This window comes from uncultured Halopseudomonas sp. (genome assembly GCF_963977355.1).
Classification (GTDB): Bacteria; Pseudomonadota; Gammaproteobacteria; order Pseudomonadales; family Pseudomonadaceae; genus Halopseudomonas.
The window spans coordinates 1-24,849 of sequence record NZ_CAXBOV010000028.1 but is presented as its reverse complement, the minus strand read 5'-3'; the positions used below and the strand labels follow the sequence as shown (position 1 = coordinate 24,849).

General features: G+C 56.2%; 26 protein-coding genes and 1 pseudogene. 9 read left to right on the top strand and 18 right to left on the bottom strand.

Annotated features, from left to right (window positions below; genetic code table 11):
* Positions 1-28 precede the first annotated feature (28 nt).
* From AAC076_RS14680 to pyrC, 3 genes and pseudogenes are all read right to left on the bottom strand, one after another.
* A pseudogene (locus AAC076_RS14680) lies at positions 29-1,003 on the bottom strand (TAXI family TRAP transporter solute-binding subunit).
* A gap of 210 nt (positions 1,004-1,213) precedes the next feature.
* Positions 1,214-1,882, bottom strand: coding sequence for a ribonuclease T (gene rnt / locus AAC076_RS14675; protein WP_339847045.1), 669 nt, complete (start codon positions 1,880-1,882; stop codon positions 1,214-1,216).
* Positions 1,883-1,907: 25 nt separating this feature from the next.
* Positions 1,908-2,942, bottom strand: coding sequence for a dihydroorotase (gene pyrC / locus AAC076_RS14670; RefSeq protein ID WP_339847043.1), 1,035 nt, complete (start codon positions 2,940-2,942; stop codon positions 1,908-1,910).
* Between the two features lie 135 nt (positions 2,943-3,077).
* On the opposite strand from pyrC, the gene AAC076_RS14665 reads away from it, so the two are divergent.
* The 4 genes from AAC076_RS14665 to AAC076_RS14650 all read left to right on the top strand — a co-directional run bounded on the left by AAC076_RS14665 (position 3,078) and on the right by AAC076_RS14650 (position 6,650).
* Positions 3,078-3,929, top strand: a complete 852-nt coding sequence (locus AAC076_RS14665; protein ID WP_339847042.1) for an OmpA family protein — start codon at positions 3,078-3,080, stop codon at positions 3,927-3,929.
* Positions 3,930-4,025: 96 nt separating this feature from the next.
* On the top strand, positions 4,026-5,243 hold the full coding sequence (locus AAC076_RS14660; protein ID WP_339847041.1) for an argininosuccinate synthase: 1,218 nt from the start codon (positions 4,026-4,028) through the stop codon (positions 5,241-5,243).
* Positions 5,244-5,369: 126 nt separating this feature from the next.
* Positions 5,370-5,762: a lactoylglutathione lyase gene (gene gloA, locus AAC076_RS14655; protein ID WP_339847040.1), complete on the top strand. Its 393-nt coding sequence runs from the start codon at positions 5,370-5,372 to the stop codon at positions 5,760-5,762.
* 18 nt (positions 5,763-5,780) lie between these two features.
* Positions 5,781-6,650: a hypothetical protein gene (locus AAC076_RS14650; RefSeq protein ID WP_339847039.1), complete on the top strand. Its 870-nt coding sequence runs from the start codon at positions 5,781-5,783 to the stop codon at positions 6,648-6,650.
* On the opposite strand, the gene AAC076_RS14645 is transcribed toward AAC076_RS14650, so the two are convergent.
* Complete coding sequence (locus AAC076_RS14645; RefSeq protein ID WP_339847037.1) at positions 6,637-7,965, bottom strand: deoxyguanosinetriphosphate triphosphohydrolase; 1,329 nt, start codon at positions 7,963-7,965, stop codon at positions 6,637-6,639. The genes AAC076_RS14650 and AAC076_RS14645 overlap by 14 nt on opposite strands.
* A gap of 156 nt (positions 7,966-8,121) precedes the next feature.
* On the opposite strand from AAC076_RS14645, the gene AAC076_RS14640 reads away from it, so the two are divergent.
* Positions 8,122-8,385 carry a glutaredoxin family protein gene (locus AAC076_RS14640; protein WP_339847036.1) on the top strand — a complete coding sequence of 88 codons (264 nt, stop codon included), beginning with the start codon at positions 8,122-8,124 and terminating at the stop codon, positions 8,383-8,385.
* 2 nt (positions 8,386-8,387) lie between these two features.
* Positions 8,388-8,840: a YcgN family cysteine cluster protein gene (locus AAC076_RS14635; RefSeq protein WP_339847035.1), complete on the top strand. Its 453-nt coding sequence runs from the start codon at positions 8,388-8,390 to the stop codon at positions 8,838-8,840.
* Positions 8,841-8,845: 5 nt separating this feature from the next.
* Here AAC076_RS14635 and AAC076_RS14630 read toward each other — a convergent pair whose 3' ends face one another.
* The 12 genes from AAC076_RS14630 to metG all read right to left on the bottom strand — a co-directional run bounded on the left by AAC076_RS14630 (position 8,846) and on the right by metG (position 20,170).
* Positions 8,846-9,604, bottom strand: a complete 759-nt coding sequence (locus tag AAC076_RS14630) for a VacJ family lipoprotein (RefSeq protein ID WP_339847033.1) — start codon at positions 9,602-9,604, stop codon at positions 8,846-8,848.
* The gene (locus tag AAC076_RS14625) at positions 9,601-10,896 is read right to left on the bottom strand and encodes a serine/threonine protein kinase (RefSeq protein ID WP_339847030.1); all 1,296 of its coding nucleotides are present in this window, start codon (positions 10,894-10,896) and stop codon (positions 9,601-9,603) included. Before AAC076_RS14625 ends, AAC076_RS14630 begins: the two co-directional genes overlap by 4 nt.
* An 89-nt stretch (positions 10,897-10,985) precedes the next feature.
* Positions 10,986-11,204 carry a DUF2061 domain-containing protein gene (locus AAC076_RS14620; RefSeq protein WP_339847029.1) on the bottom strand — a complete coding sequence of 73 codons (219 nt, stop codon included), beginning with the start codon at positions 11,202-11,204 and terminating at the stop codon, positions 10,986-10,988.
* Positions 11,205-11,394: 190 nt separating this feature from the next.
* Complete coding sequence (locus AAC076_RS14615; protein WP_339847026.1) at positions 11,395-11,577, bottom strand: hypothetical protein; 183 nt, start codon at positions 11,575-11,577, stop codon at positions 11,395-11,397.
* Positions 11,578-11,688: 111 nt separating this feature from the next.
* Complete coding sequence (gene nth, locus AAC076_RS14610) at positions 11,689-12,321, bottom strand: endonuclease III (RefSeq protein WP_339847024.1); 633 nt, start codon at positions 12,319-12,321, stop codon at positions 11,689-11,691.
* Positions 12,322-12,328: 7 nt separating this feature from the next.
* Positions 12,329-13,042 (bottom strand): electron transport complex subunit E, encoded by a 714-nt coding sequence (locus AAC076_RS14605; protein ID WP_339847022.1) that lies wholly within the window; start codon positions 13,040-13,042, stop codon positions 12,329-12,331.
* On the bottom strand, positions 13,035-13,688 hold the full coding sequence (gene rsxG / locus AAC076_RS14600; RefSeq protein WP_339847020.1) for an electron transport complex subunit RsxG: 654 nt from the start codon (positions 13,686-13,688) through the stop codon (positions 13,035-13,037). The genes AAC076_RS14605 and rsxG overlap by 8 nt, the downstream gene beginning before the upstream one ends.
* A gap of 2 nt (positions 13,689-13,690) precedes the next feature.
* Positions 13,691-14,758 (bottom strand): electron transport complex subunit RsxD, encoded by a 1,068-nt coding sequence (gene rsxD / locus AAC076_RS14595; RefSeq protein WP_339847018.1) that lies wholly within the window; start codon positions 14,756-14,758, stop codon positions 13,691-13,693.
* Entirely contained in the window at positions 14,758-16,905 is a 2,148-nt protein-coding gene (rsxC, locus tag AAC076_RS14590; RefSeq protein ID WP_339847017.1) for an electron transport complex subunit RsxC, read from the bottom strand. Before rsxC ends, rsxD begins: the two co-directional genes overlap by 1 nt.
* On the bottom strand, positions 16,905-17,483 hold the full coding sequence (gene rsxB, locus AAC076_RS14585; RefSeq protein ID WP_339847016.1) for an electron transport complex subunit RsxB: 579 nt from the start codon (positions 17,481-17,483) through the stop codon (positions 16,905-16,907). The genes rsxC and rsxB overlap by 1 nt, the downstream gene beginning before the upstream one ends.
* 2 nt (positions 17,484-17,485) lie before the next feature.
* Positions 17,486-18,070: an electron transport complex subunit RsxA gene (rsxA, locus tag AAC076_RS14580; RefSeq protein ID WP_150277142.1), complete on the bottom strand. Its 585-nt coding sequence runs from the start codon at positions 18,068-18,070 to the stop codon at positions 17,486-17,488.
* 39 nt (positions 18,071-18,109) lie between these two features.
* Positions 18,110-20,170: a methionine--tRNA ligase gene (gene metG, locus AAC076_RS14575; RefSeq protein ID WP_339847014.1), complete on the bottom strand. Its 2,061-nt coding sequence runs from the start codon at positions 20,168-20,170 to the stop codon at positions 18,110-18,112.
* Between the two features lie 208 nt (positions 20,171-20,378).
* Between metG and AAC076_RS14570 the strand changes: the two genes are divergently transcribed.
* Genes AAC076_RS14570 through AAC076_RS14560 form a run of 3 tightly spaced genes read left to right on the top strand, consistent with a single transcriptional unit; the run spans position 20,379 to position 22,631 of the window.
* Entirely contained in the window at positions 20,379-20,663 is a 285-nt protein-coding gene (locus AAC076_RS14570) for a helix-turn-helix transcriptional regulator (protein ID WP_339847013.1), read from the top strand.
* A 46-nt stretch (positions 20,664-20,709) separates the two neighbouring features.
* Complete coding sequence (locus tag AAC076_RS14565; protein WP_339847012.1) at positions 20,710-21,807, top strand: NAD(P)/FAD-dependent oxidoreductase; 1,098 nt, start codon at positions 20,710-20,712, stop codon at positions 21,805-21,807.
* Positions 21,804-22,631 (top strand): hypothetical protein, encoded by an 828-nt coding sequence (locus AAC076_RS14560; protein WP_339847010.1) that lies wholly within the window; start codon positions 21,804-21,806, stop codon positions 22,629-22,631. Before AAC076_RS14565 ends, AAC076_RS14560 begins: the two co-directional genes overlap by 4 nt.
* A gap of 224 nt (positions 22,632-22,855) precedes the next feature.
* On the opposite strand, the gene AAC076_RS14555 is transcribed toward AAC076_RS14560, so the two are convergent.
* Together AAC076_RS14555 and AAC076_RS14550 are read right to left on the bottom strand one after the other, a co-directional pair.
* Positions 22,856-23,077 carry a hypothetical protein gene (locus AAC076_RS14555; protein ID WP_339847008.1) on the bottom strand — a complete coding sequence of 74 codons (222 nt, stop codon included), beginning with the start codon at positions 23,075-23,077 and terminating at the stop codon, positions 22,856-22,858.
* 864 nt (positions 23,078-23,941) lie between these two features.
* Positions 23,942-24,532: a TetR/AcrR family transcriptional regulator gene (locus AAC076_RS14550; RefSeq protein WP_339847006.1), complete on the bottom strand. Its 591-nt coding sequence runs from the start codon at positions 24,530-24,532 to the stop codon at positions 23,942-23,944.
* Between the last annotated feature and the right edge of the window lie 317 nt (positions 24,533-24,849).

Genomic DNA, 24,849 nt, shown 5'->3' with positions numbered 1-24,849 from the left:
GGATTCGTCTCCGGCGGCCATTACATCATTACATCCAGCCGCGTTCCTTGTAGTAACGCACGGCGCCGTCATGCAGGGGAATAGACAGGCCTTCGCTGATCATTTCCTCTTCCTTAAGCGTGGCGAAAGCGGGGTGCAGACGCTTGAAGCGATCAAAGTTCTCGAATACGGCCTTGACTGTCTCATAGACCATTTCGTCGGATACCTGGTTCGAGGTTACCAGGGTGGCGCGCACACCGAAGGTCTGGACGTCCTCTTCGTTGCCGCGGTAGATGCCGCCGGGGATGGTGGCCTTGGCATAGTAGGGACGCTCTTCGATCAGCTCGTCGATTTCGTCACCTGTTACCGACACGATGACCGAGTCGACCGTGGTGGTTGCTTCCTGGATAGAGCCATTGGGGTGACCGGCAACATAGACCATCGCATCGATGTTGTTATCGCCCAGCGCTGCAGCTTGCTCAGCAGCGTCCAGCTCGGAAACCAGAGCGAAATCGTCGCGTGTCCAGTCGAGAGCTTCCATCACGACTTCCATCGTATCGCGCTGTCCGGAGCCGGGGTTACCCAGGTTGACTCGCTTGCCCTTGAGATCCTTGACGTTCTGGATGCTCGCATCTTTTCGAGCTACAACCGTCAGCGGCTCGCCATGCAGCGCGAACATGGCGCGCATGTCTTCGTACGGGCCGGCGTCTGCAAAGTTCTGCACGCCCGCATAGGCCTTGTACTGAACGTCGGACTGGACTACGCCCATTTAAATGTCGTCGTTACGAATAGCATTGACGTTGGCGACTGAACCGCCGCTGGAGGGCGCGTTGCAGCGGATGCCATGTTCATTGGCGTTGCGGTTGATCAGACGACATACGGACTGCCCGACAACGTAGTAAACGCCTGTCTGGCCACCTGTTCCGATGGTCAGGAATTTTTCCTGGGCAATCGCAGGGGTTGAGGTGACTGCAGCGAGGCCCAGGGCCGCTGAGAACAATAAGGTGAGTGATTGACGCTTCATGAGAGGGTGGCTCCTTCTTTTGGTTTTTTGACCGCCGGTCGCCGTATATACGGTACCGATATCACATAACTGCCAGACCCTGTGTCAGTCTGACAGCGTGAATGGAAACGATTATTGAAGTGTAGCGGACTGTTGCGCATCTATCTGAAAATAGCCCTGGCAGAGACCCTGAGCAAGTTATTGGTCCTGCCAGATGTAATCAGTTGTGAATCAGTCGAGCGGCCAGCCGCCCATTTCGCGCCAGCGATTAACGACGCTACAGAACAGTTCGGCAGTTTTTTCAGTGTCATAACGGGCTGAATGGGCTTCACGCCCATCGAACTCGATATCGGCTGCTGAACAGGCCTTTGCCAGTACTGTCTGGCCGAACGCCAGCCCGCCAAGGGTGGCGGTATCGAAGCAGGAGAAGGGGTGGAAGGGGTTGCGTTTGATCTGCGTACGCTCCACCGCAGCGTTGAGAAACCCGAGATCAAAGAACGCATTGTGTCCCACCAGCACCGCACGATTACAACCGGCAGATTTGACCGCCTTGCGTACATGTTTGAATATTTCTACCAGCGCATGCTCCTCGGTTACCGCCATGCGCAGGGGATGGTCCAGTTTGATGCCGGTAAATTCCAGGGCAGCTGCTTCGACGTTAGCTCCGACGAAGGGCTCCACGCGAAAGAAATGCGTGTCGCCAGGGTAAATCATGCCTTCCTCATCCATCTCGATCACTGTCGCCGCAATTTCCAGCAAGGCATCGGTGGCGCTGTTGAAGCCACCGGTTTCCACGTCTACCACTACTGGCAGAAATCCGCGAAAGCGATAGGCCATGGGTGTCTTGTGGCTTTTACTGGCGGGTTGCTGGTCTTCGGTGTCGAACTCAAACTCGCTCACAAGCGATCCTTAATATTGTTGGCAGTCACACGACGCGCCATTGCAGGGTCTCGCCAGCACGCAGCGGAACGATAACCTGGTCACCCAGGGGCAGGGTTTCAGGTGCAGTCCAGGACTCACGCACCAGGGTGATTTGATCGGTATTGCGAGGCATACCGTAGAAATCAGGGCCATGAAAGCTGGCAAAGCCCTCGAGCTTGTCGAGAATGCCCAGTTGATCAAAGGTTTCGGTATACATCTCGATGGCCGCAAAAGCGGTATAGCAGCCCGCGCAGCCACACGCAGCCTCTTTGGCATGTCGGGCATGGGGTGCAGAATCAGTGCCCAGGAAAAACTTGCTCGAGCCAGAGGCCACTGCATCACACAACGCCTGCTGATGGCGTTGGCGCTTGAGAATAGGCAGACAGAAAAAGTGCGGACGAATACCACCGACCAGCATGTGGTTGCGGTTGTACTGCAGGTGATGTGCAGTGATGGTGGCTGCGACGTGACCCGGAGCACTGCGCACAAAGTCGACCGCGTCGGCGGTGGTTATGTGCTCGAAGACCACTTTAAGCGTCGGGAAGCGCTCGACCACGCCCACCAGTTGTTGATCGATGAACACTTTTTCTCGATCAAAAATGTCAACGTCGGCATGGGTTACCTCGCCATGCACCAGCAGGGGCATTCCTACTTCTGCCATAGCCTCAAGGGCGGGATAAATAGTATTCAGGGACGTAACGCCTGACTGGGAATTTGTCGTCGCCCCCGCTGGGTAAAGCTTGGCAGCCACAGCCTGGCCTGCCGTCCAGGCTTCGCGGATAGTCTGCGGGCTGGTCTGGTCAGTGAGATAAAGCACCATGAGCGGTGTGAAGTCAGAGCCCGCGGGGCGGGCAGACAGGATACGTGCCTTGTAGGCGTCGGCCTGCTGACCATCGCGTACCGGCGGTACCAGGTTGGGCATCACTATTGCCCTGGCGAATACGCGTGAAGCGTCGGCTACGGTGTCGGGCAATACGTCGTTATCGCGCAGATGTATGTGCCAGTCGTCCGGCCTGATCAGGGTGATGCGGTCGGTCATCAGCGGGTATTCCACAGAGTTTAATTGGCTCAATGCTACCGGAAGCGCCCTGGATTTTACACACTGACGGGGTAAAGTTTTCCGCCTCCGCGCCGATGTAACCCATTGAGAAGAGTTCATCTTTCGGAGAAACCTGTGGCTCGAGCCTGTATTGCATTGCTGCTCACTGTGGCCCTGCCTGTCCATGCGCTGACATTCCAGACGCGTATGGAGGAGGTGGAATGGTCTGTCGAAGGTGACAAATTCGAATGTCGCCTAACTCAGCCCGTCAGCGGGTATGGTGACGCGGTGTTCGTAAGGCGCGCAGGTGAGCGGCCGACCTTTGAACTCAAGGCCTGGAATAACCTCATGCGTCCCGGTCAGGCACAACTCTATAACGATGCTCCCATGTGGCAACCCCAGGCCCGGGCACGTCTGCTGGGCTACACCGCCGTATCCGATGACCAGATCGCTATACGAGTACCGCAGCAACAGGCTGGGCAGATGCTGGCCGGCCTGGCAGACGGTTTGCACCCGACCATTCAGCGCGCCGCCTGGGCCAACGCCGTCGAGCCTGTGAGGGTGGTTGTATCCAGTATTGGTTATCAGCAGGCCTGGACTGACTTTCAGAAGTGTAGCGCTGGATTGCTACCCATGAACTTCGATCAGATTTCCAACAGTGTCGTCAGCTTCGCCAGTGGTGGAACTCACCTTTCAGCCAGCGCCAAACAGCTACTCGATACAGCCCTGGAATACCTCCAGGCGGACCCGGAAATTAACGGTATCGTGCTTGAAGGTCATTCCGATAACGTAGGCAACCGGCTCGACAATCGCGAGCTCGCCCGGCAGCGTGCCCTGGCTGTGCGCGACTATCTTGTTGAACGGGGTGTAGAAGAAGAGTTGTTCAGCATGCGTTTTCATGGTGACCGCTACCCGGTTGCCAGTAACCGGAGTGCCGAGGGGCGGGCCAAGAACCGGCGTGTGACCTTCAAACTCGAAAAGAGCTGATCTATCTCCCCTGTGATTCCTCCCGGCTGAGCGCTAGAATAGCGTTTTGCCCGTCGCCCCGTGCGTGGCGTTGATCAATTTTCAAGGGAGCGCGTAATGTCTGATGTGAAAAAAGTCGTCCTGGCCTATTCAGGTGGTCTGGATACCTCGGTCATTCTCAAGTGGCTGCAAGATACCCATGACTGTGAAGTTGTGACCTTCACCGCTGATCTGGGGCAGGGCGAAGAGGTCGAGCCAGCACGTGCCAAGGCCAAGGCCATGGGCGTGAAGGAGATCTACATCGACGATTTGCGCGAAGAGTTCGTGCGCGATTTCGTTTTTCCGATGTTCCGCGCCAATACCGTCTATGAGGGCGAGTACCTGCTGGGCACCTCGATTGCACGTCCGCTGATCGCCAAGCGACTGATCGAGATTGCCAATGAGACCGGCGCTGACGCCATCTCCCACGGTGCGACCGGCAAGGGTAACGACCAGGTCCGTTTTGAGCTGGGCGCCTATGCACTCAAGCCCGGTGTCAAGGTGATTGCTCCCTGGCGCGAATGGGATCTGCTGTCACGCGAGAAGCTGATGGACTACGCGGAAAAGCACGGTATTCCGATCGAGCGTCATGGCAAGAAGAAGTCTCCCTACTCCATGGACGCCAACCTGCTGCACATCTCCTATGAGGGCGGCGTACTGGAAGATACCTGGACCGAACACGAAGAAGACATGTGGCGCTGGACCAAGTCTCCAGAGACCGCTCCTGACACTCCGACTTATATCGAGCTGACCTATCGCAATGGCGATATCAGCGCAATTGATGGCAAGGAAATGTCTCCGGCTACGGTGCTAGCCGAGCTGAACCGCATCGGCGGCGAGAACGGTATTGGCCGTCTGGATATCGTCGAAAATCGCTTCGTCGGCATGAAGTCCCGTGGTTGCTACGAAACTCCTGGTGGCACCATCATGCTCAAGGGTCACCGTGCCATCGAGTCCATAACCCTGGACCGTGAGGTCGCGCACCTGAAAGACAGCTTGATGCCCAAGTACGCCGAGCTGATTTATAACGGTTTCTGGTGGAGCCCCGAGCGGGCGATGATGCAGCAGATGATTGATGCATCGCAGGCCAATGTGAACGGAGTTGTGCGTCTGAAGTTGTACAAGGGCAACGTGATTGTGACTGGCCGCAAGTCGGACGACTCACTGTTCGACGCCGCCATCGCGACCTTTGAAGACGACGCCGGTGCCTATGATCAGGCCGACGCCGCAGGCTTCATCAAACTCAATGCATTGCGTATGCGTATTGCGGCGAGCAAAGGGCGCAAGCTGCTTTAAACTAGCTAGAAGCTTGCAGCTAGCAGTTGAAGCCTGGCGGCACTAAAGCCAGTCAGGCTTCAGCTTTATGCTGCAAGTCTCAAGCTTCAAGCGCTTTGCTTTTGGTTGTGACCTCAGGAGGTTTGCATGCGCATTCTCCATACGATGCTTCGCGTCGGCAATCTTGACGCTTCCATCGCCTTCTACACTGAAGTGCTCGGCATGACGCTTCTGCGCCGCAAGGATAACGAGCAGGGGCGATTCACGCTTGCCTTTGTAGGCTACGGCAATGAAGCGGACAATGCCGTGCTAGAGCTTACCTATAACTGGGATACCGACCACTACGATCTGGGCGAGGGCTACGGCCATATCGCTATCGAAGTGCTGGATGTCTACAAGGCCTGTGAGCAAATCAAGGCTGCCGGTGGCAACGTAGTACGCGAAGCCGGTCCCATGAAACATGGCACACGCATACTGGCTTTTGTCGAAGACCCGGATGGTTATCGGATAGAACTGTTATCGGGCCGCTCTGAGGTTTAAGGCCCGGCGGGAGGCGCAATGGTCTGGTCGCTGCTCACAGGAATTGGGGTGTTGGTCGGACTGCTCTTTGCTCGTGCTCGGCACAAGCGGCGAGCCAGAAGATTGCAGCTTGAAGCCCGAATTCGGGCTCTCGGTCAGTTGCGTTTGCTGCGCGAATTACTGGAGCAGACGCAACGTCACCGAGGCCTTTGTTTTGGTGTCATGTCTGGCGCCCACGCCCTTGAAAGTGACCGCTGGACAGTGCATGCCCATGTCACGAGGCTTCTTGAGCGTACCGCGACTCATCGCGCGAACCTTGTCTGGCACGATGCCTGGCGGGAGGTTTTCCCCCTGTGGAACCAGATCGAACGCGAACGCCAAGGCGAAAGCCCCCTCAAGGTTCTGCAACTACACCATGATCTTACAGAACTGATTCTCGCGACTATCGAAGAGTTGGGCGACAGGCATGATCTGATTTGTCTTGGCGGCCTGGCACCACAGCCCGAAGGGCTCTGGCTCGACCTGTTGAAGAATGCCGAACTGCTAGGCAGGGCCAGGGCCGTGGGGACCGGCATCGCAGCGCGCCGTCAGAACAGTGCATCTCAGCAGCTTGAGCTGGAGCGTCTTGGTCAGCTTATCCGCGAGCAACTGTACCTGGCCCCGGCACAGCTGAGTGTGGAACCTATGCTGAGGGAGTCTTTGGCGAAACCGGTCCGTGAGGCGGAAGATCGGGTCGATGCGCTGTTACTTGCGATTGAAGCACTACTGCGTGATTCCGCGAATCCAGCTTTGGGCTCCATGGCATTTTTCAAGCTAGCCACTCAGGCTGTCAGCGCTTACTACATGCTTGCTGATCTGTTGCTTGAGCGTCTGCGCCTGAGCACCGAGTCAGCCCTCAAGCAGGGCTGACCCCCCGAATACGTGCTGCCATATCGGCAGCATACAGATCGGTCATGCCAGCAATAAAATCAATAACACGCAGGTAGCTGCGATACAGATCCCAATCTGGTCCCGGTACATTATTGCCCATCAGGTCCAGGATGCGCTGGTGTTTGAAGCTCAGATGCTGGCCAGCGTGCTGCTCGTTGACTGCCCCGCAAAACGCATCAAGCAGAGTCTCCAGCGTGCTGTAAGCCCCGATCTCATGCAGGGTCTTTCGCTTGTCCTGGAAGATCCGTTCCCGCGCCATGTTCTTGGCTTCCAGTACGCAACGACGGGCATTAGGATGCATATGCTCCACCAGGTCACCTTTCAACGTGCCGGCCAACAGAGCCGCTTGTTGATTGATGAAGGCCTCTGCTGCTGCGTTGACCAGATGTTCTATGGCCTTGCCACGCAGGATGGCCAGGCGCCGCCGGGTCGAGTCCTGAGCGCCAAGTTGGCGATAGGTTTCCGGCAGATCATCACCAACCAGCTGCAACAACAGATGCTCGACTTCGGAATAATCGAGGAGCTCCATTTCCATGCCGTCTTCGAGATCAATCAGCCCGTAACAGATATCGTCTGCGGCCTCGACCAGATATACCAGTGGATGGCGAGCCCAGCATTGGTCAGCCTGCATTGGCAGACCCAGTTTGCCGGCAATCTGTTCAAGCAGCGGGAACTCCGCCTGATAGCAGCCAAACTTGTGTTTCTTGTAACCCTGACTGTCAGCATGGCGGGCCGTCCAGGGGTATTTCAGGTAGGCGCCAAGCGTTGCATAGGTCAAGCGCATGCCGCCTTCGAACTGGTGATATTCCAGCTCGGTCAGTACCCGAAATCCCTGGGAGTTGCCCTCGAAACTGAGAAAATCCAGACGTTGGGCCTCCGTCAGCGGGTCCAGCCAGCCCTTGCGGTGAGCCTGATGAAACCAGTGCCGGATAGCATCCTCACCGGAGTGACCAAAGGGGGGGTTGCCTATGTCATGGGCCAGGCAAGCCGCCTGGACGATCACCCCTATATCGGCCGGTTCACACCAGGCGGGTAGCTCATCTCTGAGCATTTCCGCAACGCGCATGCCCAGTGAGCGGCCGACGCAGCCTACTTCCAGACTGTGGGTCAGGCGAGTATGAATATGATCATTGCTCGATACGGGATGCACCTGGGTCTTTTTACCCAGCCGGCGAAACGCACCGGAAAAAATCACTCTATCGTGATCCTTGTGAAAGGGCGTACGCCCCAGCTCTTCGTTACTTGCAACCGGTTTGCCAAGTCGCTCGCGGCACAGCAGTGTTTCCCAATCCATTCTTGTCTCCCTGCAGGGCCTTGAGTATGTTGCATGGCGCCGGGGCTGCCAAGCGTCGGGTGGACTGTCTGCTTATGTTCTGTAGGGCGCTCCCGGGTTACCATAGCCTCTTCCATAACAGTTCCCGTCCATTCGTTCATCCTGATTTGATCACCCATGAAACCTGTTCCTGATCTGACTCTATACGGCACCACCGCCTGCCATCTGTGCGAGGCAGCAACCATTGAGCTGGCGCCCTTGCAGGGCAATGGCCTGCACCCCCGCGAGCAGGATATTACCGAGAGTGACGCCCTGATGGAGCAATACCAGTTAAGGATTCCGGTGCTGCGCCGTGAGGATACCGGCGCGGAGCTGGATTGGCCCTTTGATCTGGGCACCGCAATGGGGTTTCTTGCCGACGTGCTGGGTGAGGAGAGCTGATTATGGCGCAAAGAGTAGAGCCATTCTGGCAACGCAAAACACTTGAGCAAATGGACCAGACAGAGTGGGAGTCCCTTTGTGATGGCTGTGGTCTGTGCTGTCTGCAAAAGCTGGAAGACGAGGACGATGCGGATGCGATCTACTACACCCGCGTCGCCTGCAAGTTGCTCGATCGCAATACCTGCCAGTGCAGCAATTATGCAGACCGTGTGCGTTACGTTCCCGACTGCATCCAGCTCACCCCGGGAGCTGCCGCCCAGTTCAGCTGGTTACCTCCCACCTGCGGGTATCGGCGCATTGCGGAGGGCAAGGAACTACCACCCTGGCATCACCTGATCTGTGGCGACCCCGACGCAGTGCATGCCGCAGGCATATCCCAGGCCGGACGCATGGTTGCCGAAGAGTCAGTCCCCGAAGATGATTGGGAAGAACACATCATTTTCAGGGTGGGGTAGAAGACTCACTGGCTAATCTGCAGCTCCCGCAACTTGGTATACAAGTACCGTATCTGGTCGTACTCGAAAGGGCTGTGCAGGGCACCATAGCGGAAATCGTTCTGATACCGGAGATCAACAGCCTGCAAGGCCCACAGCGAAGGGTTGTTATTCTTCACCTCGCGATTATTCAGAAATTCCACATAATCCTCGACGGTCCAGTCGACAACCTGGCCGCTGGCGTCGCGCAGTGAAGAGGGCCCCAGAAAAGGGAGCACCAGATACGGCCCTGGCGGAACCTTGTAGAATCCCAGCGTCTGACCAAAGTCTTCGCGCTGCTGTGGAAGTCCCATCTTTTCTGCTACATCAAACAGGCCCAGAACACCCAGAGTGGTATTGAAAAGTAGCCGAGCAGTGGTGCGCATGCTCTTCTGCACCTTACCCTGCAAAAGGCTGTTACCCAGATTGGGAATATCACCCAGGTTGTTGAAAACGTTGGAAACACCTGTTCGGACGAACTTGGGTGTGGCCCATTCATAGGTGTTGACCACGGGCAGATAAACGAGGTCGTCAAAGCGTGCGTTAAACCGGTAGATACGCCGGTTGAATCCTTCGATTGGATCCTGAACATTCAAGGCACGAAGGCTGGAACGCTCAAACTGATAACCCTCACCCTGCTTGATCGCAATACCCTCAAGCGGATCGGTGTACTCGGGGATATCCTGTTGCGCCTGCAGGCTGCTTGCCAGACACATGGAAACAAGGGCGACTGCGATCCGGCTCATGGTTTGGCTCCTTCGAGAAAACTCAGCATGCGTGCGGTAACCTGCTGGTGTTGCAAGTTGCCACCATGGCCGCCCCTAGGAAATAGAAAGGCACGCTCTGCGAAGGTATCGGCGAGATAGCGATAATCATCGCGAGTCAGTATGAAATCATCGGCGTTGGTAATCACGGCCATGCGTGGATTGTTGGCAATATGCTCTTCGATGCTCTGCAGACTTGTTTCGAAGGCCATATCTTCGATGGTTTTCTCTGCATTACGGCTTTGCCAGTCCGGCCAGAGCTGATTACGCAGATAACAACTGAAGTCACAGAACAGAGCCCGACGCAGGTAAGGTGTCAGCGACGTGCTGACGGTTATACGCTGGTCTGTGGGGGCATATCTGCCTTTGTCGTTGATCAGGTCTGACATGAAGTTCAGGTCCGCTGCAGCAAAACGGAATACCGCACCTACCAGCATGGCCATTTCCGCATCTGACAGCGCCTCCTCAGAGGTCTGAATACCCTCGAACACCGTACTTTCAATATCACTGTCACCGCGCAGGGCAAAATATCGTGAAAGCTTGTCGAAAATATGTTCATAGAAGCTTTCGGTGCTATCTACCCCAGGCACTCTGGTATGGGATAGTGCATCCAGACGCCTGATTGAATCGTACAGATTTACCGGCGGATTAAGCATCAGGACCCGAGTAAAATCAAATTGCCCCAGATGTTCGTCCAACGCGCTAACAAAAGCAGCGTTCATTGCTCCCAGGCTGAACCCCACCATCCTGAACTCTGTTGCCTCCAGGCCCGTCTCATTGCGGGCATGCTCCAGGGCTAGAGACATTGCCGTGTGCAGATCGCGTGCGTCCCTTTGACCAAGTCCGGGCAGTCCGCTGGTGGAAGCGGACGCTATAAAGTCATAGTTGGTCGGCGAAGACATGACGATCACATGCATGCCGGCCTGCCAATACAGCGCCTTCAGGTAATCCAGACGTGCACTGTTGTAACCCGACCCGCTACCGGCGATAAGAAAAACCAGGGGCGCAGGCTCGTCATGCCAAGCAACTCGAAAGCCCATTTTGCTGTAAAAATCGAAAGCAGGGGGGAGCTTGCGGTCCGGGAGAACCGTCACTCGCAGATCTTCCTGTTGGATATCTGGTTCGCTGGGCACAGGGGTACGCAGGGGTTCTGGCGTACCTCCGATGGTAGATAGAAAAGCGTTGATGTCCGGGTAATTGAAATCGTCAGCGCTTACCGAGGGTGCATTGAGCACAGCGGTAACGAAAAAGAGGGAGAGAAAGAGTCTGGGCATCGAGCTATTCCGTGGCGAGTTCACAAGTAGTACCCAAAATAGGGTATTTAGTTCCTCAACGCCCTTAAAATTGAATATTTAAGCTTGTTTCAGACGCGGATGAACGAATGGAAGCGTCCGGCGATAGTAACGCCTCCGCGCTGCTCAATACGTTTCCAGATCTTCTCATGAAAATAAAAGGCGACGGTGTTCACCGCCGGCTCCACGAGCGCCACTGCGCCACCTATCAACAGGCTACCGGTCATTGCGTATACGACTGCGAAGGCAATCGAGAAATGCATAATCGCGAAAGTGGTTGTCTTGATCATGGTGCACCCCAAAGTCTGTTAATGGGAATCATTCCCTAATGACTGAAGAATATAGGACCCTGGGTGGATGGCAAAACAGATTTAAGTGATGGGCGTTATTAGTCTGATCTATCGGATTCGGAGGCGTGATAAATTTTCCGTTTAAACACGTCCCCGATGATAGATCCGGTTGACTAGGCAGTCCGCAGGATTATTCCTCGAAATCAAAATCCAGTAACTGCTTTTGCAGGCGACGTTCCTCAAGATAATTATCGATGAGGCGGCGCTTGGTCAGGTTGGTTTTGGAGTTATTCCCCGAATCGGTATCGGGAGTATCGTCCTCCTCAACGAAATCATCGTCGTCCAGCTCTATCTCGGTTTTTGCTTTGGCCATGACTCAACTCCACAGTGATGATGCCATTTGCGCACCTTATAACGGCAGATTGAGTTAAGCGGAAATAGATTTTTTCAATCATGGGAACAAATGCGAGCGAAGGTTCTGTTGTCAGGAGGTTTTGAGCTTGTATTCACACAGGTCTTCTATGCGGCAACTCCCGCACTGTGGCGTGCGGGCCTTGCAAACGTAGCGTCCATGGAGGATCAGCCAATGGTGAGCATCTACCAGAAAATCCTTGGGAACATGCTTCATCAGTCCGTCTTCTACCTCGCGAACATTCTTGCCCTTGGCGATCCCAGTGCGATTACTGACGCGGAAAATGTGCGTATCCACGGCCATGGCAGAATGACCAAAGGCCGTATTGAGGACGACGTTCGCGGTCTTGCGGCCGACACCGGGGAGAGCTTCAAGGGCCTCACGGTTATCGGGTACCTGGCTGTCATGCTTCTCCATCAGCAAGCGACAGGTTTCGATTACATTGCGCGCCTTGCTATTGAACAGCCCGATGGTCTTGATGTATTCAGATAGACCCGCCACACCGAGACTGAAGATCGCCTCGGGAGTATTGGCTACCGGATAGAGCCTGGCGGTAGCCTTATTGACGCCAACGTCGGTGGCCTGCGCAGACAAAATGACTGCAATCAGTAGCTCGAAAGGCGTGCTGTAGGCGAGTTCGGTTGTCGGGGTCGGATTGTCCTCGCGCAGCCTCTGGAAAATTTCCAGGCGTTTTTGCTTGTTCATGTCCTGTTCAATTCACTGTACCCGTGACGCGAACCCGCTTGCCGCCAGCGGCAGGCTTGGCTGCACGTGCGGCGGCGCGTTCCTTCAGGATGCCGTCGATAACGTTCTTCAGCGCGATCAACAGCCCCATGAACAGGAATGCGCCGGGCGGCAGAATTACAAAAAGCACATCCTTGTAATTCGGGAACACGACAATACGCCAGTCCGCGGCGATAGGGCCAAGCAGCAAATCCATGCCCGCAAACAGTGTGCCGTAGCCCACCAGTTCGCGCAGCATGCCCAGCACCACCAGGACCAGGGCAAATCCCAGACCCATCATGAAACCGTCTACCACTGACGGTAGGACAGGGTGCTTGGAGGCATATGCATCAGCGCGTCCGAGGATCGCGCAGTTGGTAACAATTAGCGGGATAAATATACCCAGAATCAGGAACAACTCGTAGGTATACGCCTGCATCAGCAACTCGATACAGGTTGTCAGCGCCGCAATGATCATCACGAAGGCAGGTAGCCGGACCGCGTCAGTGACGGCGCTACGAATGATCGACACTGCCAGATTGGAGCCGACCAGAACAAGAATGGTGGCGATACCCAGCCCAAGACCATTCACGGTAGTGCTGCTCACGCCCAGCAGTGGACACAGCCCGAGGAGCTGCACAAGGCCCGGGTTGTTATGCCAGAGCCCCTGAGCGGTAATCTCGGAGAGTTTGGTGCTAGCCATTGGTGGGCTCCTTTTCAGGTAATTCCAGCAGCATGGCGCGGTTTTCTTCGAAGTATTGCAAGGCTCGATAGACCGCCTGTACTACTGCCCTGGGTGTGATGGTTGCCCCGACGAACTGATCGAATGCACCTCCGTCCTTGCGCACTCCCCAGTTTTCCGGCGCTGGCATGGTCAGACTTTTACCATTGAATTCCAGTATCCAGGTGCTTTTGGCCAGCTCGACCTTATCGCCAAGGCCCGGTGTTTCGCGGTGACTGGTGACACGCACACCAGCTATTTCGCCATTGGCGCGAATACCCACCAGCAGGTCGATACGGCCGCTGTACCCATCAGGGGCAACGACCGGCAGAATCACTGCAGCGACATCGCCGTTCTCACGGCCGCGATAGGCCTCGGCAGGGGCGGGCAGCTTCAGCAGTTCGGTGTTGCCAACCATGAAGGTATCGTCCAGCAGATCGTTCTCATGTTGATCCTCGGGCAGAATCTGCGTTAGCGCATTCATCTGTACGCGGCGTTTTGCGTCGTCGATGCGCTCGGCTGTGCCCTGCTGGGTAATGGCGATCAGGCCTACAGTGAACATCGCGAATACGCCCAGGATGATACTGTTGCGAAATACCGAGCTGCCGGTGGTAAGCGGGTTCTGCATAGTCAGTCCACCTTGCCCATACCGCGCTCGGCCTTGCGGTGGCCATAGGTGCGCGGAGTGGTGTAATAGTCGATGGTGGGCGCGGCCAGATTCATCAGCAGCACGGCAAATGCAACGGCATCGGGGTAGCCGCCCCAGGCCCGGATGGTATAAACCAGTATGCCCACACCCATACCGAATACCAGGCGGCCCAGTTTACTGGTGGCGCCGGAGACCGGATCGGTAACGATGAAAAACGCGCCCAGCATGGCAGCACCGCTGAATAGATGAAACAGGGGCGAGCCATTGGAGCCCGAGCCTGAACCACCCCAGAACAGCAGGCTCATGACGAACAGCGCGCCAAGCATACCCACGGGTGCATGCCAGGTGAAAATCTTCTTGTAGATCAGGAACACGCCACCGGCGAGGAATGCCAGGTTGATCCACTCCCATACGTTGCCGCCAAAGGCGCCAAATACGGGCCGTTGGGCTGCCAGCTCGACCATGGTCAGGCTGTCGTTATTCTTGACGATGTCCAGTGGCGTGGCAGCGGTCCAGCCGTCAACCGCCTGGACGCCGATCACGAACACCCGCTGCAGCGATTCGAGCAGGCCCAATGTGGCCTGTACGTCGGGCAGAGCCTCGCTGACGCCGCGCCAGGCAGGCCAGGTGGTCATCTCGACAGGAAAGGAGATAAGCACCACCGCATAGCCCAGCATGGCCGGGTTGAAGGGGTTCTGCCCGAGGCCGCCGTACAACTGTTTGCCGAACACAATGGCAAAACTGCTGGCGATCAGTACCAGCCACCAGGGCGACAGTGGTGGCAGCGCCAAAGCCAGTAGCCAGGCGGTCACCAGCGCGCTGCCATCGCTGAGGAAGAAATTGATCGGCCGCTTGCGCAGCCAGAGGATCAGCGCCTCGGTGGCCAACGCAAATCCGGTCGCCAGTACAATGTTGATCAACGTGCCCCAACCGAAGAACCAGGTCATCGCCAGCACGCCGGGCAGGGTGGCGGCCAGGACCCAGAGCATGATGGTCTGAGTGCGGTTGTTCCCCTTGGCGTGGGGTGAGGTCATGCGCACCAGAGCCATCAGTCGGTCTCCTTACTGGCCATGTGATCGGCAAAAGCCTTGGCGGCACTATCGAGTGCCTGTTTTGCGTCGGCCAGATCGGTTTCCAGCTGAGTATTGCCGGGATCGTCCTGCAGAGCCCGTTCGGCCTTCTTGAAGGCGGCCTTGGCCATCGCCATGTCCGTCTTGAGTTGGCGCGAGTTCTCATCCACAGGCTTCTTTTCAGCCTGCTTCCTGGGCGCTTCATCCTGGGGCAGGCGTGCTTCTGCAGCCGCAACCTGTTCGCGCAGGGTGTAGATTTCCTTTTCCTGCTCTTCGCTGGGTGCGTCACCCGCGGCGCGCTCCGCTTTCCTGAGTGCTGCGCGGAGCATGGCGGCTTCGATCTTCAGGCGCTTGGTTTCATCGTCGGCCCCGGCGGCTGGGGGCGGAGCAGCCTTGACTGAGGTCTCGCCCAGCGCCGCGTCATATGCCCGCTGAGTATCTTCGCAGGCCTGCTCCAGTTCAGGGATCTGGGCCTTGATCTCTTCGCTATCGGGATTACTGGTCAGCTGCTTGCGGGCTTTTTTCAGGGCCATCTGGGCAGTAGCTGCGGCGATCTTCAGTTGCTTCTGCTCCGCCGTCAGACTGGCCGGTTTATGCGCTTCTACCCGGGCTACATCGGGCTGCTCGTCGCCGGAGACGCTCGCTGCGCTGACCGCCTGTTGTTCCTTGGCAGCTTTCATGCGGGCGGTCTTTTCGGCGCGGGCCTGACGTTCCAGTTCTTTTTGCTCTGCTTCACGTTCCAGCCGCTGAAGGCGATGCTCGAAGCGTTGTTTGGAATGGTCTGCCTTGTGCTGCTGCAGATCCAGCGCGCGGATTTCTGCCTTGGACGCTCGGTAATACTGCACCAGCGGAATACTGCTGGGACAGACATAGGAGCAGGCGCCGCATTCGATGCAATCGAACAGATTGAGCCGCTTGAGCTGATCGTAATCCTTGCCCATTGCAAACCAGTGCAGTTGCTGGGGCAGCAGAACGGCGGGGCAGACTTCCGAACATAGCCCGCAGCGAATGCAGGGCTGTGCCGCGGGTGGGGGCGGCAATTCTTCGTTGGTGCCAGCGAGGAGACAGTTGCTGGTCTTGATGACCGGGGCGTCGAGACTTTGCAGGGTAAACCCCATCATCGGCCCGCCCATGACCAGGCGATAGAGATTGTCTGGTTGCACGCCCGCAAATTCGAGCAGGTCACGAATGGGCGTGCCGATCAGCGCCATCACGTTGGTTGGACGGGTCAGTGCAGCACCAGTCAGGGTAGTTACCCGGCTGATCAGCGGTTGACCCAGAATAACCGCATCGTGGATCGCGATCATGGTGCCGATGTTCTGGCACACCATGCCTATATCAGCCGGCAGGCCCCCGCTCGGAACCTCCTTGCCGGTGAGTATCTGGATCAGCTGCTTCTCACCGCCAGAGGGGTATTTGGTCGGAAACGAGATCACCTGCATGGGTTTGTCGGCTGCTGCGTTGCGCATGGCCTCCAGCGCCTCGGGCTTGTTGTCCTCAATGCCGATCAGGACCTGATCCGGTTTGAGAATGTGCATCAGAATCTCGATACCGGCGACCACTTCAGGTGCCCTGTAACGCATAGCGGTATCGTCTGCGGTGATGTACGGCTCACACTCGGTGCCGTTGATGATCAGTGTATGGATCTTCTGCTCGGGCCGCGCCTTGAGCTTGACCGCGGTTGGAAAGCCCGCACCGCCCAGGCCGCTGATGCCGGCCATGCGGATGATCTCGAGCAGCGGTGTTGCCTCCAGTTGGCGGTAGTCGACAATTGGCTCCAGGGTGGTCCACTGGTCCTGACCGTCGCTCTCAAGGGTAATGGCCCATTCCTCGAGCCCTGAGGCGTGTGGAAAGGGTGCCGGGCCGATGGCGGTTATAGTGCCTGAGGTGGGAGCGTGCAGCGGGCAGCTCATCATTCCACTGGCCTCCGCGATCATCTGACCCTTGAGTACGGTGTCGCCAACGGCCACCAGTGGCTCGGACCGCGCACCAATGTGCTGCAGCAATGGCAGGATCAGACGCTTGGGTAAAGGTGGCGTCTCCAGACCATGCTGTACCGACTGGTGCTTGTTTTCTTCTGGATGAATACCACCGTGAATATCCCAGATGCGAATCGGTGCTTCCATTACAGGGCTCCCCGGTCAGTAGCAATCACGCCTTGCGGCGGCAGGGGGTAGTCCCATTTCCAGTTCTGTGGCGTGGTGGGCAGCGGCACCATGTCGATACAGTCGACCGGGCAGGGCTCCACACACAGATCGCAGCCAGTGCACTCATCAACAATCACCGTATGCATCTGCTTGGCTGCGCCAAGGATCGCATCCACCGGGCAAGCCTGAATGCACTTGGTGCAGCCGATGCATTCGGCCTCGCGAATGTAGGCCACAGTGCGCGGCTTCTCTTCGCCATGTTCGGCGTCCAACGGTAATACTTCTACATCCAGCAGGTCTGCCAGGGCCTGGATTGTGGATTCGCCGCCGGGCGGGCATTTGTTGATCGGCTCGCCGCCATTGGCGATGCCCTCGGCATAGGGCTTGCAGCCAGGATGGCCGCACTGGCCGCACTGGGTCTGGGGTAGCAGAGCGTTGATCTGATCGACGATAGGGTCGCCCTCGACCCTGAAGCGGATCGCGGCATAACCGAGGATGGCGCCGAAGATCAGCGCCAGAATCAGGAGGACAATGATTGCAGTAATGACGACTGACATGCCTACAACCTTATCAAGCCAGTGAAGCCCATGAACGCCAGGGACATCAGCCCGGCCGTGATCATGCCAATGGCCGCACCGCGAAACGGGGCAGGGACGTCGGCGATGGCGATACGCTCACGCAAACCGGCAAACAGTATCAGAATCAAGGAGAAACCCAGTGCAGCGCCCAGACCATAGACCGCCGACTTCATGAAGGTCTGCTCGGCCCGGTTGGTGTTCAGCAGAGCCACACCCAGTACTGCGCAGTTGGTGGTGATCAGTGGCAGGAAGATACCCAGCACGCGGTACAGCAGCGGGCTGGTCTTGTGCACGACCATTTCGGTGAACTGCACCACCACCGCGATTACCAGAATAAACGAGATGGTGCGTAGAAACTCCAGCTCGAATGGCACCAGGATGTACTGAAAGGTCAGGTAGCTGAGAATCGATGCCAGCGTCAGAACAAAGGTCGTTGCCATCGACATGCCGATGGCCGTCTCGAGCTTGCTCGACACGCCCATGAAAGGGCACAACCCGAGAAACTGCACGAGTACGAAATTGTTGACCAGTATGGTACTGACCAGGATGAGGGCAAATTCCGTCATTTTACCTAACCATAATGTGATCGCTGGAAAACGCTGGTTTTACTTTACCCGCTGACCGGGCTTGGCGCCTGCGTCGGGGCTTAGCAGGTAGATCTCTTCGCCACCGGGTCCGGCGGCCAGCACCATGCCTTCGGAAACGCCGAACTTCATCTTGCGCGCAGCCAGATTGGCCACGTACAGCGTTAGCTTGCCTTCAAGCTTGCTCGGGTCAGGATAAGCGCTCTTGATGCCGGAGAACACATTACGCTTGGCATCACCAATATCCAGGGTCAAGCGCAGCAGCTTGTCCGCACCCTCGACGAACTCGGCTTTCTCGATCAGCGCTACCCGTAAATCCACGGCGGCAAAGGAATTGAAATCGATCTCGTCGGCGATCGGGTCCTTTGTCAGCTCACCATTGCCAGTGGCTGCAGCAGGGTCGCTTTCGGTCGCAGCAGCTTCCAGATCTTCCTTGGAGGCTTCGACCATGGCCTGGATCTTCGCTGGCTCGATACGGGTCAGCAGGGGCGTGAATGCGTTGAGTTGATGATTGGCCAGGAGAGTCTCATGGCTGTTCCAGGTCAGCTCGGGCACGTTCAGGAATGCCTCGGCATCGGCGGCCAGTTTCGGCAGCACCGGCTTGAGGAAAATCACCAGTTGGCGGAACAGGTTGATGCCCAGCGAGCAGATGGCCTGTACCTCGTCCTGCTTGCCTTCCACCTTGTTCAGGGACCAGGGCGCCTTGTCGGCGATCCAGGCGTTGGCACGGTCGGCCAGACCCATGATTTCGCGCATTGCCCGGGAGAAGTCGCGCTTTTCGTAGGCGTCGGCAATGCCGGGTGCGGCGGCGGCGAATGCCTGCGTCAGCTCTGGTGCCGGATTGGCCGCGACCATGACGCCGTCGTTACCTTTGTGAATGAAGCCGGCACAACGGCTGGCAATATTGACTACCTTGCCGACCAGGTCCGAGTTCACCTTCTGCACAAAGTCGTCCAGGCTCAGATCCATGTCTTCCACGCCGCGGCTCAGCTTGGCCGCGTAGTAGTAGCGCAGGTACTCAGGCGACAGGTGGTCGAGATAGGTGCGCGCCTTGATGAAGGTACCGCGGGACTTGGACATCTTCTGCCCGTTCACGGTCAGGTAACCATGCACATTCACTGCTGTCGGCTTGCGGAAACCCGCACCTTCAAGCATGGCCGGCCAGAACAGGGTGTGGAAGTTGATAATGTCCTTGCCGATGAAGTGATACAGCTCAGCCTCTGAATCGGCGGCCCAGAACGCATCAAAGCTCAGCTCAGGGTGCCGCTCGCACAGGTTCTTGAAGCTGGCCATGTAACCAATTGGCGCATCCAGCCACACATAGAAATACTTGCCCGGCTCACCGGGAATTTCAAAGCCGAAGTAAGGCGCATCGCGGCTGATGTCCCACTCGTGCAGGCCGGAGTCCAACCATTCGGCAATCTTGTTTGCCACTGCGTCCTGAAGCGTTCCGCTGCGGGTCCACTCCTTGAGCATGTCGCTGAAGTCCTGCAGGCGGAAGAAGAAGTGCTTGGAATCCTTCAATACCGGCGTAGCGCCAGAGATTGCCGAACGTGGATTCTTGAGTTCGGTAGGCTCGTAAGTTGCCCCGCATTTCTCGCAGTTATCGCCGTACTGATCCTCTGCCGCACACTTGGGGCAGGTGCCCTTGATAAAGCGGTCAGCAAGAAACATTTCCTTCTCGGGATCAAAATACTGCGTCACCGACCGCGTGCTGATGTGCCCAGCTTCTTTCAGCCGCGCATAGATCAGCTCGGAGAAATATTTGTTCTCCTCCGAATGCGTCGAGTGATAGTTGTCAAAGTTGACCAGAAAATCGGCGAAATCCGCGGTATGTTCGGTTTTGACGTTGTCGATCAACTGCTCAGAAGTGATGCCTTCCTTCTCCGCCCGCAACATGATGGCCGAGCCATGGGCATCGTCTGCACACACATAGATGCACCGGTTACCGCGCAGCTTCTGAAAGCGCACCCAAATGTCAGTCTGTATGTACTCGAGCATGTGCCCCAGATGGATCGAGCCATTGGCATAGGGCAGGGCACTGGTGACGAGGATCTGGCGTGGTGTCGTGGGGCTTGGCATGGACAGTCGGCTTCTGTTGATGACGGGTGAAAAGGGGAGGAATGATAGCAGAGTAGGGCGGGAGGGGGTATGGCGGGGGCGTGTGATAGGCCCCTGTATACTTTGGCTACTCGGTCTCCGCGGTAGGAAGCTGCTTCGGCGCCTTGACTAGTGCTGTTTGCAGGCGTAAATTTCGGTAAAATCCGAAATGTACGGTAAAGATACGCTAATGACGCTGCCCCCCGAGATCAATCGCTTTCTGCAAGCACTGTCAAACCAGAATCGCCAACGTATCGTGATGCTGTTTGCAAGCAATAACACCATGACTGTCGGGGATGTCAGCAGGCAGACCGGACTGGGGATGTCGACTGTGTCCGAGCACCTGAAACAATTGCGTGAAGCCGGATTACTGTGTTGTGAAAAACAAGGCAAGGAAGTCGAGTATCGCGTCAACGTTGCGCAGATACAGACAACGCTGGACCAGCTAGGGCAGTATCTGAAGCAATGTTGCTGATGTTTTTTTGTCAATAATTCGTTTTTTCCCGAAACAAGGAATTGTTATGTTTGACGTTATTGTCATAGGTGCGGGGCAGGCCGGTCTGGCCGCCGCTCATGCCTTGCAGCAAACCAGACTGAAGTTTCATGTGCTCGAAGCCTCGGATCGGGCCGCCGGTTCCTGGCCGTACTATTACGATAGTCTCAGACTGTTTTCTCCAGCTCGCTACAGTGGTCTGCCTGGGCTTGCCTTTCCAGGCAATCCCGGGCGCTATCCAGTGCGCGACGAGGTCATCCATTATCTGGAAAGCTACGCCAGGCACTTCGCCTTTCCGATTGCCTTTCGGACGCGGGTAGCTCGGGTCCAGCGTGAAGCCGAGCATTTTTCCGTGACCACAGATAACGGCGACAGTTGGTTAGCGCGTACCGTCATTTCCGCAAGCGGACCCTTCAACCAGCCATATATTCCATCCTTTCCCGGCCTTGAGCATTTTACCGGTCAAATCCTTCATTCAGCGGACTACCGCAAGCCGGCGGATATTGTCGGCTCCCGGGTCGCCGTGGTTGGTGGAGGCAACTCTGCGATCCAGATTGCATGGGAGCTGGCATCCTCACACGAGGTAACCATTTCCTCCCGGCATCCTCTTCGCTTCCTGGCTCAGCGCCCTTTGGGGAGGGATCTGCACCACTGGCTCACATTGAGCGGGCTGGACACTCTGCCGCTTGGGCGCTGGTGCGGCTGGTCACCGGCAACTCCGGTACTCGATCCCGGTGTCTACCGGCGAGCCCTTGCAGAAGGTGTAATCAACCAAAGTCGACTCTTCGACCAGATCACGCCCAACGGTTTGCTCTGGGGCAAGGAGGAGCAGACAGTCGACACCCTGTTGATGGCAACGGGCTTTCGTCCGTGTCCAGATTATCTTGAAGGGCTTGATGGCTGTAGTGCGGCAAATGCCGCACAGCAACGGGGTGGGGTCTCGAGTACTGTGCCGGGGCTGTTTTTCGTCGGCATGGCCTGGCAGCAATCCAATGCCTCGGCAACCTTGCGAGGCGTCGGTCATGACGCTCGACGGGTAGTGAAACGCATCACCCGGTTGCTGGAAAAACCAGTGTCCTGGCGCAGCCGGCTTACTCTCCTTGAGACGGGGTGCTGCTGTCGATGAATCATCTGTTCGATTACTGGGCTGCACTCAATACCGTGCTGATCATGCTGGGACTTGGGCTCGCTTTTGATGGCCGGCGCCTGGATCTTCACTATGCAGTCCTGGCGAGGGCTATTCTGGCGTACAACGTCATCATTCCGCTATCGGGCTGGCTTGTCATCGGCTTCGCCACCACTTGGTTCAGTGATGATGTCTTATTGGCAATGTTGCTCTGTATTCTGTGCGCTGGAGGAACCTCGGCAGGGGCGTTTGTAAGCCGTGTCAGTGGCTCAGCCCCCCTCGCAGGGACCCTGATCGTGGTTCTGGTTGCATTGAGCCTGCTGTCATTGACGGCGCTTTCCGTCGCAGGGCTGCAGTTTTTGGGGCTGTCTGCATTTGACAGGCTACCAGTGACGCAACTGGCCGGGTATTTGCTCCTGATCACCCTTGTTCCTTTTCTCTTGGGTATCGCGGTGACGCACAGGTATTCAGGCTGGAGTCATCGCTGGCTTCCCCGCGTGGACCGCGCGGGCAGCGTGTTGACTCTGTTGTTGGTGATCGCGTTGACCCTTCGCTATACCGCTGAGATCCTCAGCGGCCCGGCCGAACCTCTATACGCGGCAGCATTGCTGGTCATGTTGTTCATGCTCGCTCCGCTCGCGATGGAGCGTGACAGGATCCAGCGGCGCACGGTGATATTGATTACCCTGATACGAAATCTGACGCTGGTCCTGTCGTTGATGGCCATTCTACCTGACGCGGAGACACTGTTGCCCACTGTCCTGGCGTTCGGCCTGGGTATGTATCTGGTAGCGGGAGGACTTGTGCTCGCCTGGCGAAAATAAGCGCAGCATCAATAATGCAGTTTCGTGGAAAAATAGAGCAGTATTGGTCTTCGCACAGTGTCCGCTGGAAGCTGCCCCAGGCTGTCCACTCGCCATACGGTGTCGGAGCAGGTCCGAGCCATTCAACTGGAAGATGTTGCAGGTAGTGCGCTCGCACGCTTTCACTGTCATGGCGATGTGAGGTCCAGGCAGTCTTGCGCGTTTATTGGTAGTTCTTAAGCAGATCAATCCGAGAGGTTCAACGCTCTTATCTCCTGGAGCCCCGTCGCGTTATCCACTTCCATGAACGTGCTTGAGCTCAGCGGTATCAGCCCCCCCGCGCCGCTTGGAATAAAACTCGCTGAAGCGGTGTAACGCACAAAGTAAGTCTGATTCGCGACGGCCTCAAACTCAACCAGAGGCTCAGGCGCCCCCCAGCTCTGGAACCCCCTGGCGAGAACTTGCACTCGCTGCGCTCCGGGTGACGTGCGTAAGCGCACAAACCCGCAATTCTTCAACGAGCGTAATTCGTCGCTGTTGAATTGGATCAACAGGGTGGCAGCACTCCCGACCCAGTTGCAGGGTCGGTACACGAATATCAACGGGTGACCATCATCAGGCAAGGATGACTCTGAGAAGGCAGGCCCTTTTGCGGCGCAGCCCGACACGAAAACGATGAGGAAAACTAATAAAAGCTTCATAGTTTCTATTCTGAGTGAGGGAAGTCCACGGCCTGCTGCTCATATTAGTTAGGCAGATTTTGACTCAACCATAGCCTTGAGATTATTGAGCCCCGCACGTGCTTGAGCAATGATGCTTTTCCTCAATAATATAGGCTCGACTATCGTTAGCCATGACTTCGTTACATACCTGAATTCTCGTTTGAATGATGTGCCATTCGCTAATGGCGTAAGCGTATAACTAGTTGTTGAGTCAACGAGATCCGAAGTGGCATTAATTTCCCAGGATCTGGCATGTTCCGATTTGGAAACCGTGTAAGTCAGCGTCTTTTTGATCGTAAAGGGAATTAACTTGATTGGTTTTTGCACAGTGACTATTTCGAATTTTTGTCCGACTTCGCTAGCCCTCTGCTCTTTATCGGAGGGCTGTGACGATGGATACCATTCATGCCATCTATCAGGATTGGTGACGTACTCGAATACTGATTCTGGATCACAATTTATCTGTACCTCGTTTACGAAATGTTGGGTAGACATCGGTTTAGTCCTCCTATGTTTAAGGTTGAAATAAGCAGCGGCTCGCAGTAACGTCTGGCGGACGGCGCCCGGACCATAACCGGTTACGAAAGCCTGCATAGGTCAATTTCACGCCTAAATCCTGAGACCGTTCAGCATATCCTGCACCATCTCGTCCAAGTCTTGATAAGTCTGATCAATGTTCGGCAGACTACTTAGATTCATTGCAGCATTGACCAGCAAGCCATAAATCATATTGACCACCAACTCCCGCGAGTAAAGCTTCATACGTCCACTGTCCTGTAAACGCGCCACTATCCGTTCGATATGCCCCAGGGTGTAATGAGAGTCGATTGCGCGCCAAGCTTCCCACCCAAGTACGGTAATCGCCTGCTGCAGGGAAATGGTGTACTTGCCGTGGGCGACTATAAAATCCAGAAAGGCTCGACACTGAGCAAATGCATAAGCCCAAACGTCATCCTGTTGAGGGACAGCGGCCATAACCCCGGACACTTGTTTCGCCTGACGCTCCAAACAAGCGCTGAAAACAGCTCGCTTGTCTTTGAAATGGTGGTACACAGCGCCCTTGGTTACTCTCGACTGCTCCGCTATTGCCTCAAGGGTGGTGCCACTGAAGAGCAGTCGGCTAAAAAGTCGATGACTCGTTTCCAGAATAGCCTCCCGGGTTTCTTCTGCGTACGCCTGGCGCCTGCTTTGTTTTTCCATGGTTGATCTTCCACAAATTATGCGTCTAATATTACTTCACATACCAAGGGTATGCCAAGTACCATTGGTATGTCATATTTGAAACGCCGTTGCAAAACTAAAGATCTCTTCAGGTAAAGACCGTAGCGATCGTCTGCATATTATTGGTTCGGAAAAATAGAGGCACCTATGGACAAGCAAATCGCGGATGAACCTGTTAGGCAACAACTACTGTGCGAGGATGGATATCCAATCGCGGCGACTCTCTATCGAGCGCGTGTGCCTGTCAATGGCCATTAATTTTGACCCACTTTTGGCCAATAAAATTGACCCACTTG

Excerpts from the sequence above, each read along its gene's own strand:
- pyrC (WP_339847043.1), bottom strand. The coding sequence starts at position 2,942 with ATGACCGACCGCATCACCCTGATCAGGCCGGACGACTGGCACATACAT.
- AAC076_RS14660 (WP_339847041.1), top strand. The coding sequence starts at position 4,026 with ATGTCTGATGTGAAAAAAGTCGTCCTGGCCTATTCAGGTGGTCTGGAT.
- gloA (WP_339847040.1), top strand. The coding sequence starts at position 5,370 with ATGCGCATTCTCCATACGATGCTTCGCGTCGGCAATCTTGACGCTTCC.
- AAC076_RS14650 (WP_339847039.1), top strand. The coding sequence starts at position 5,781 with ATGGTCTGGTCGCTGCTCACAGGAATTGGGGTGTTGGTCGGACTGCTC.
- AAC076_RS14645 (WP_339847037.1), bottom strand. The coding sequence starts at position 7,965 with ATGGATTGGGAAACACTGCTGTGCCGCGAGCGACTTGGCAAACCGGTT.
- AAC076_RS14640 (WP_339847036.1), top strand. The coding sequence starts at position 8,122 with ATGAAACCTGTTCCTGATCTGACTCTATACGGCACCACCGCCTGCCAT.
- AAC076_RS14635 (WP_339847035.1), top strand. The coding sequence starts at position 8,388 with ATGGCGCAAAGAGTAGAGCCATTCTGGCAACGCAAAACACTTGAGCAA.
- AAC076_RS14630 (WP_339847033.1), bottom strand. The coding sequence starts at position 9,604 with ATGAGCCGGATCGCAGTCGCCCTTGTTTCCATGTGTCTGGCAAGCAGC.
- AAC076_RS14625 (WP_339847030.1), bottom strand. The coding sequence starts at position 10,896 with ATGCCCAGACTCTTTCTCTCCCTCTTTTTCGTTACCGCTGTGCTCAAT.
- AAC076_RS14620 (WP_339847029.1), bottom strand. The coding sequence starts at position 11,204 with ATGATCAAGACAACCACTTTCGCGATTATGCATTTCTCGATTGCCTTC.
- AAC076_RS14615 (WP_339847026.1), bottom strand. The coding sequence starts at position 11,577 with ATGGCCAAAGCAAAAACCGAGATAGAGCTGGACGACGATGATTTCGTT.
- nth (WP_339847024.1), bottom strand. The coding sequence starts at position 12,321 with ATGAACAAGCAAAAACGCCTGGAAATTTTCCAGAGGCTGCGCGAGGAC.
- AAC076_RS14605 (WP_339847022.1), bottom strand. The coding sequence starts at position 13,042 with ATGGCTAGCACCAAACTCTCCGAGATTACCGCTCAGGGGCTCTGGCAT.
- rsxG (WP_339847020.1), bottom strand. The coding sequence starts at position 13,688 with ATGCAGAACCCGCTTACCACCGGCAGCTCGGTATTTCGCAACAGTATC.
- rsxD (WP_339847018.1), bottom strand. The coding sequence starts at position 14,758 with ATGGCTCTGGTGCGCATGACCTCACCCCACGCCAAGGGGAACAACCGC.
- rsxC (WP_339847017.1), bottom strand. The coding sequence starts at position 16,905 with ATGGAAGCACCGATTCGCATCTGGGATATTCACGGTGGTATTCATCCA.
- rsxB (WP_339847016.1), bottom strand. The coding sequence starts at position 17,483 with ATGTCAGTCGTCATTACTGCAATCATTGTCCTCCTGATTCTGGCGCTG.
- rsxA (WP_150277142.1), bottom strand. The coding sequence starts at position 18,070 with ATGACGGAATTTGCCCTCATCCTGGTCAGTACCATACTGGTCAACAAT.
- metG (WP_339847014.1), bottom strand. The coding sequence starts at position 20,170 with ATGCCAAGCCCCACGACACCACGCCAGATCCTCGTCACCAGTGCCCTG.
- AAC076_RS14570 (WP_339847013.1), top strand. The coding sequence starts at position 20,379 with ATGACGCTGCCCCCCGAGATCAATCGCTTTCTGCAAGCACTGTCAAAC.
- AAC076_RS14565 (WP_339847012.1), top strand. The coding sequence starts at position 20,710 with ATGTTTGACGTTATTGTCATAGGTGCGGGGCAGGCCGGTCTGGCCGCC.
- AAC076_RS14560 (WP_339847010.1), top strand. The coding sequence starts at position 21,804 with ATGAATCATCTGTTCGATTACTGGGCTGCACTCAATACCGTGCTGATC.
- AAC076_RS14550 (WP_339847006.1), bottom strand. The coding sequence starts at position 24,532 with ATGGAAAAACAAAGCAGGCGCCAGGCGTACGCAGAAGAAACCCGGGAG.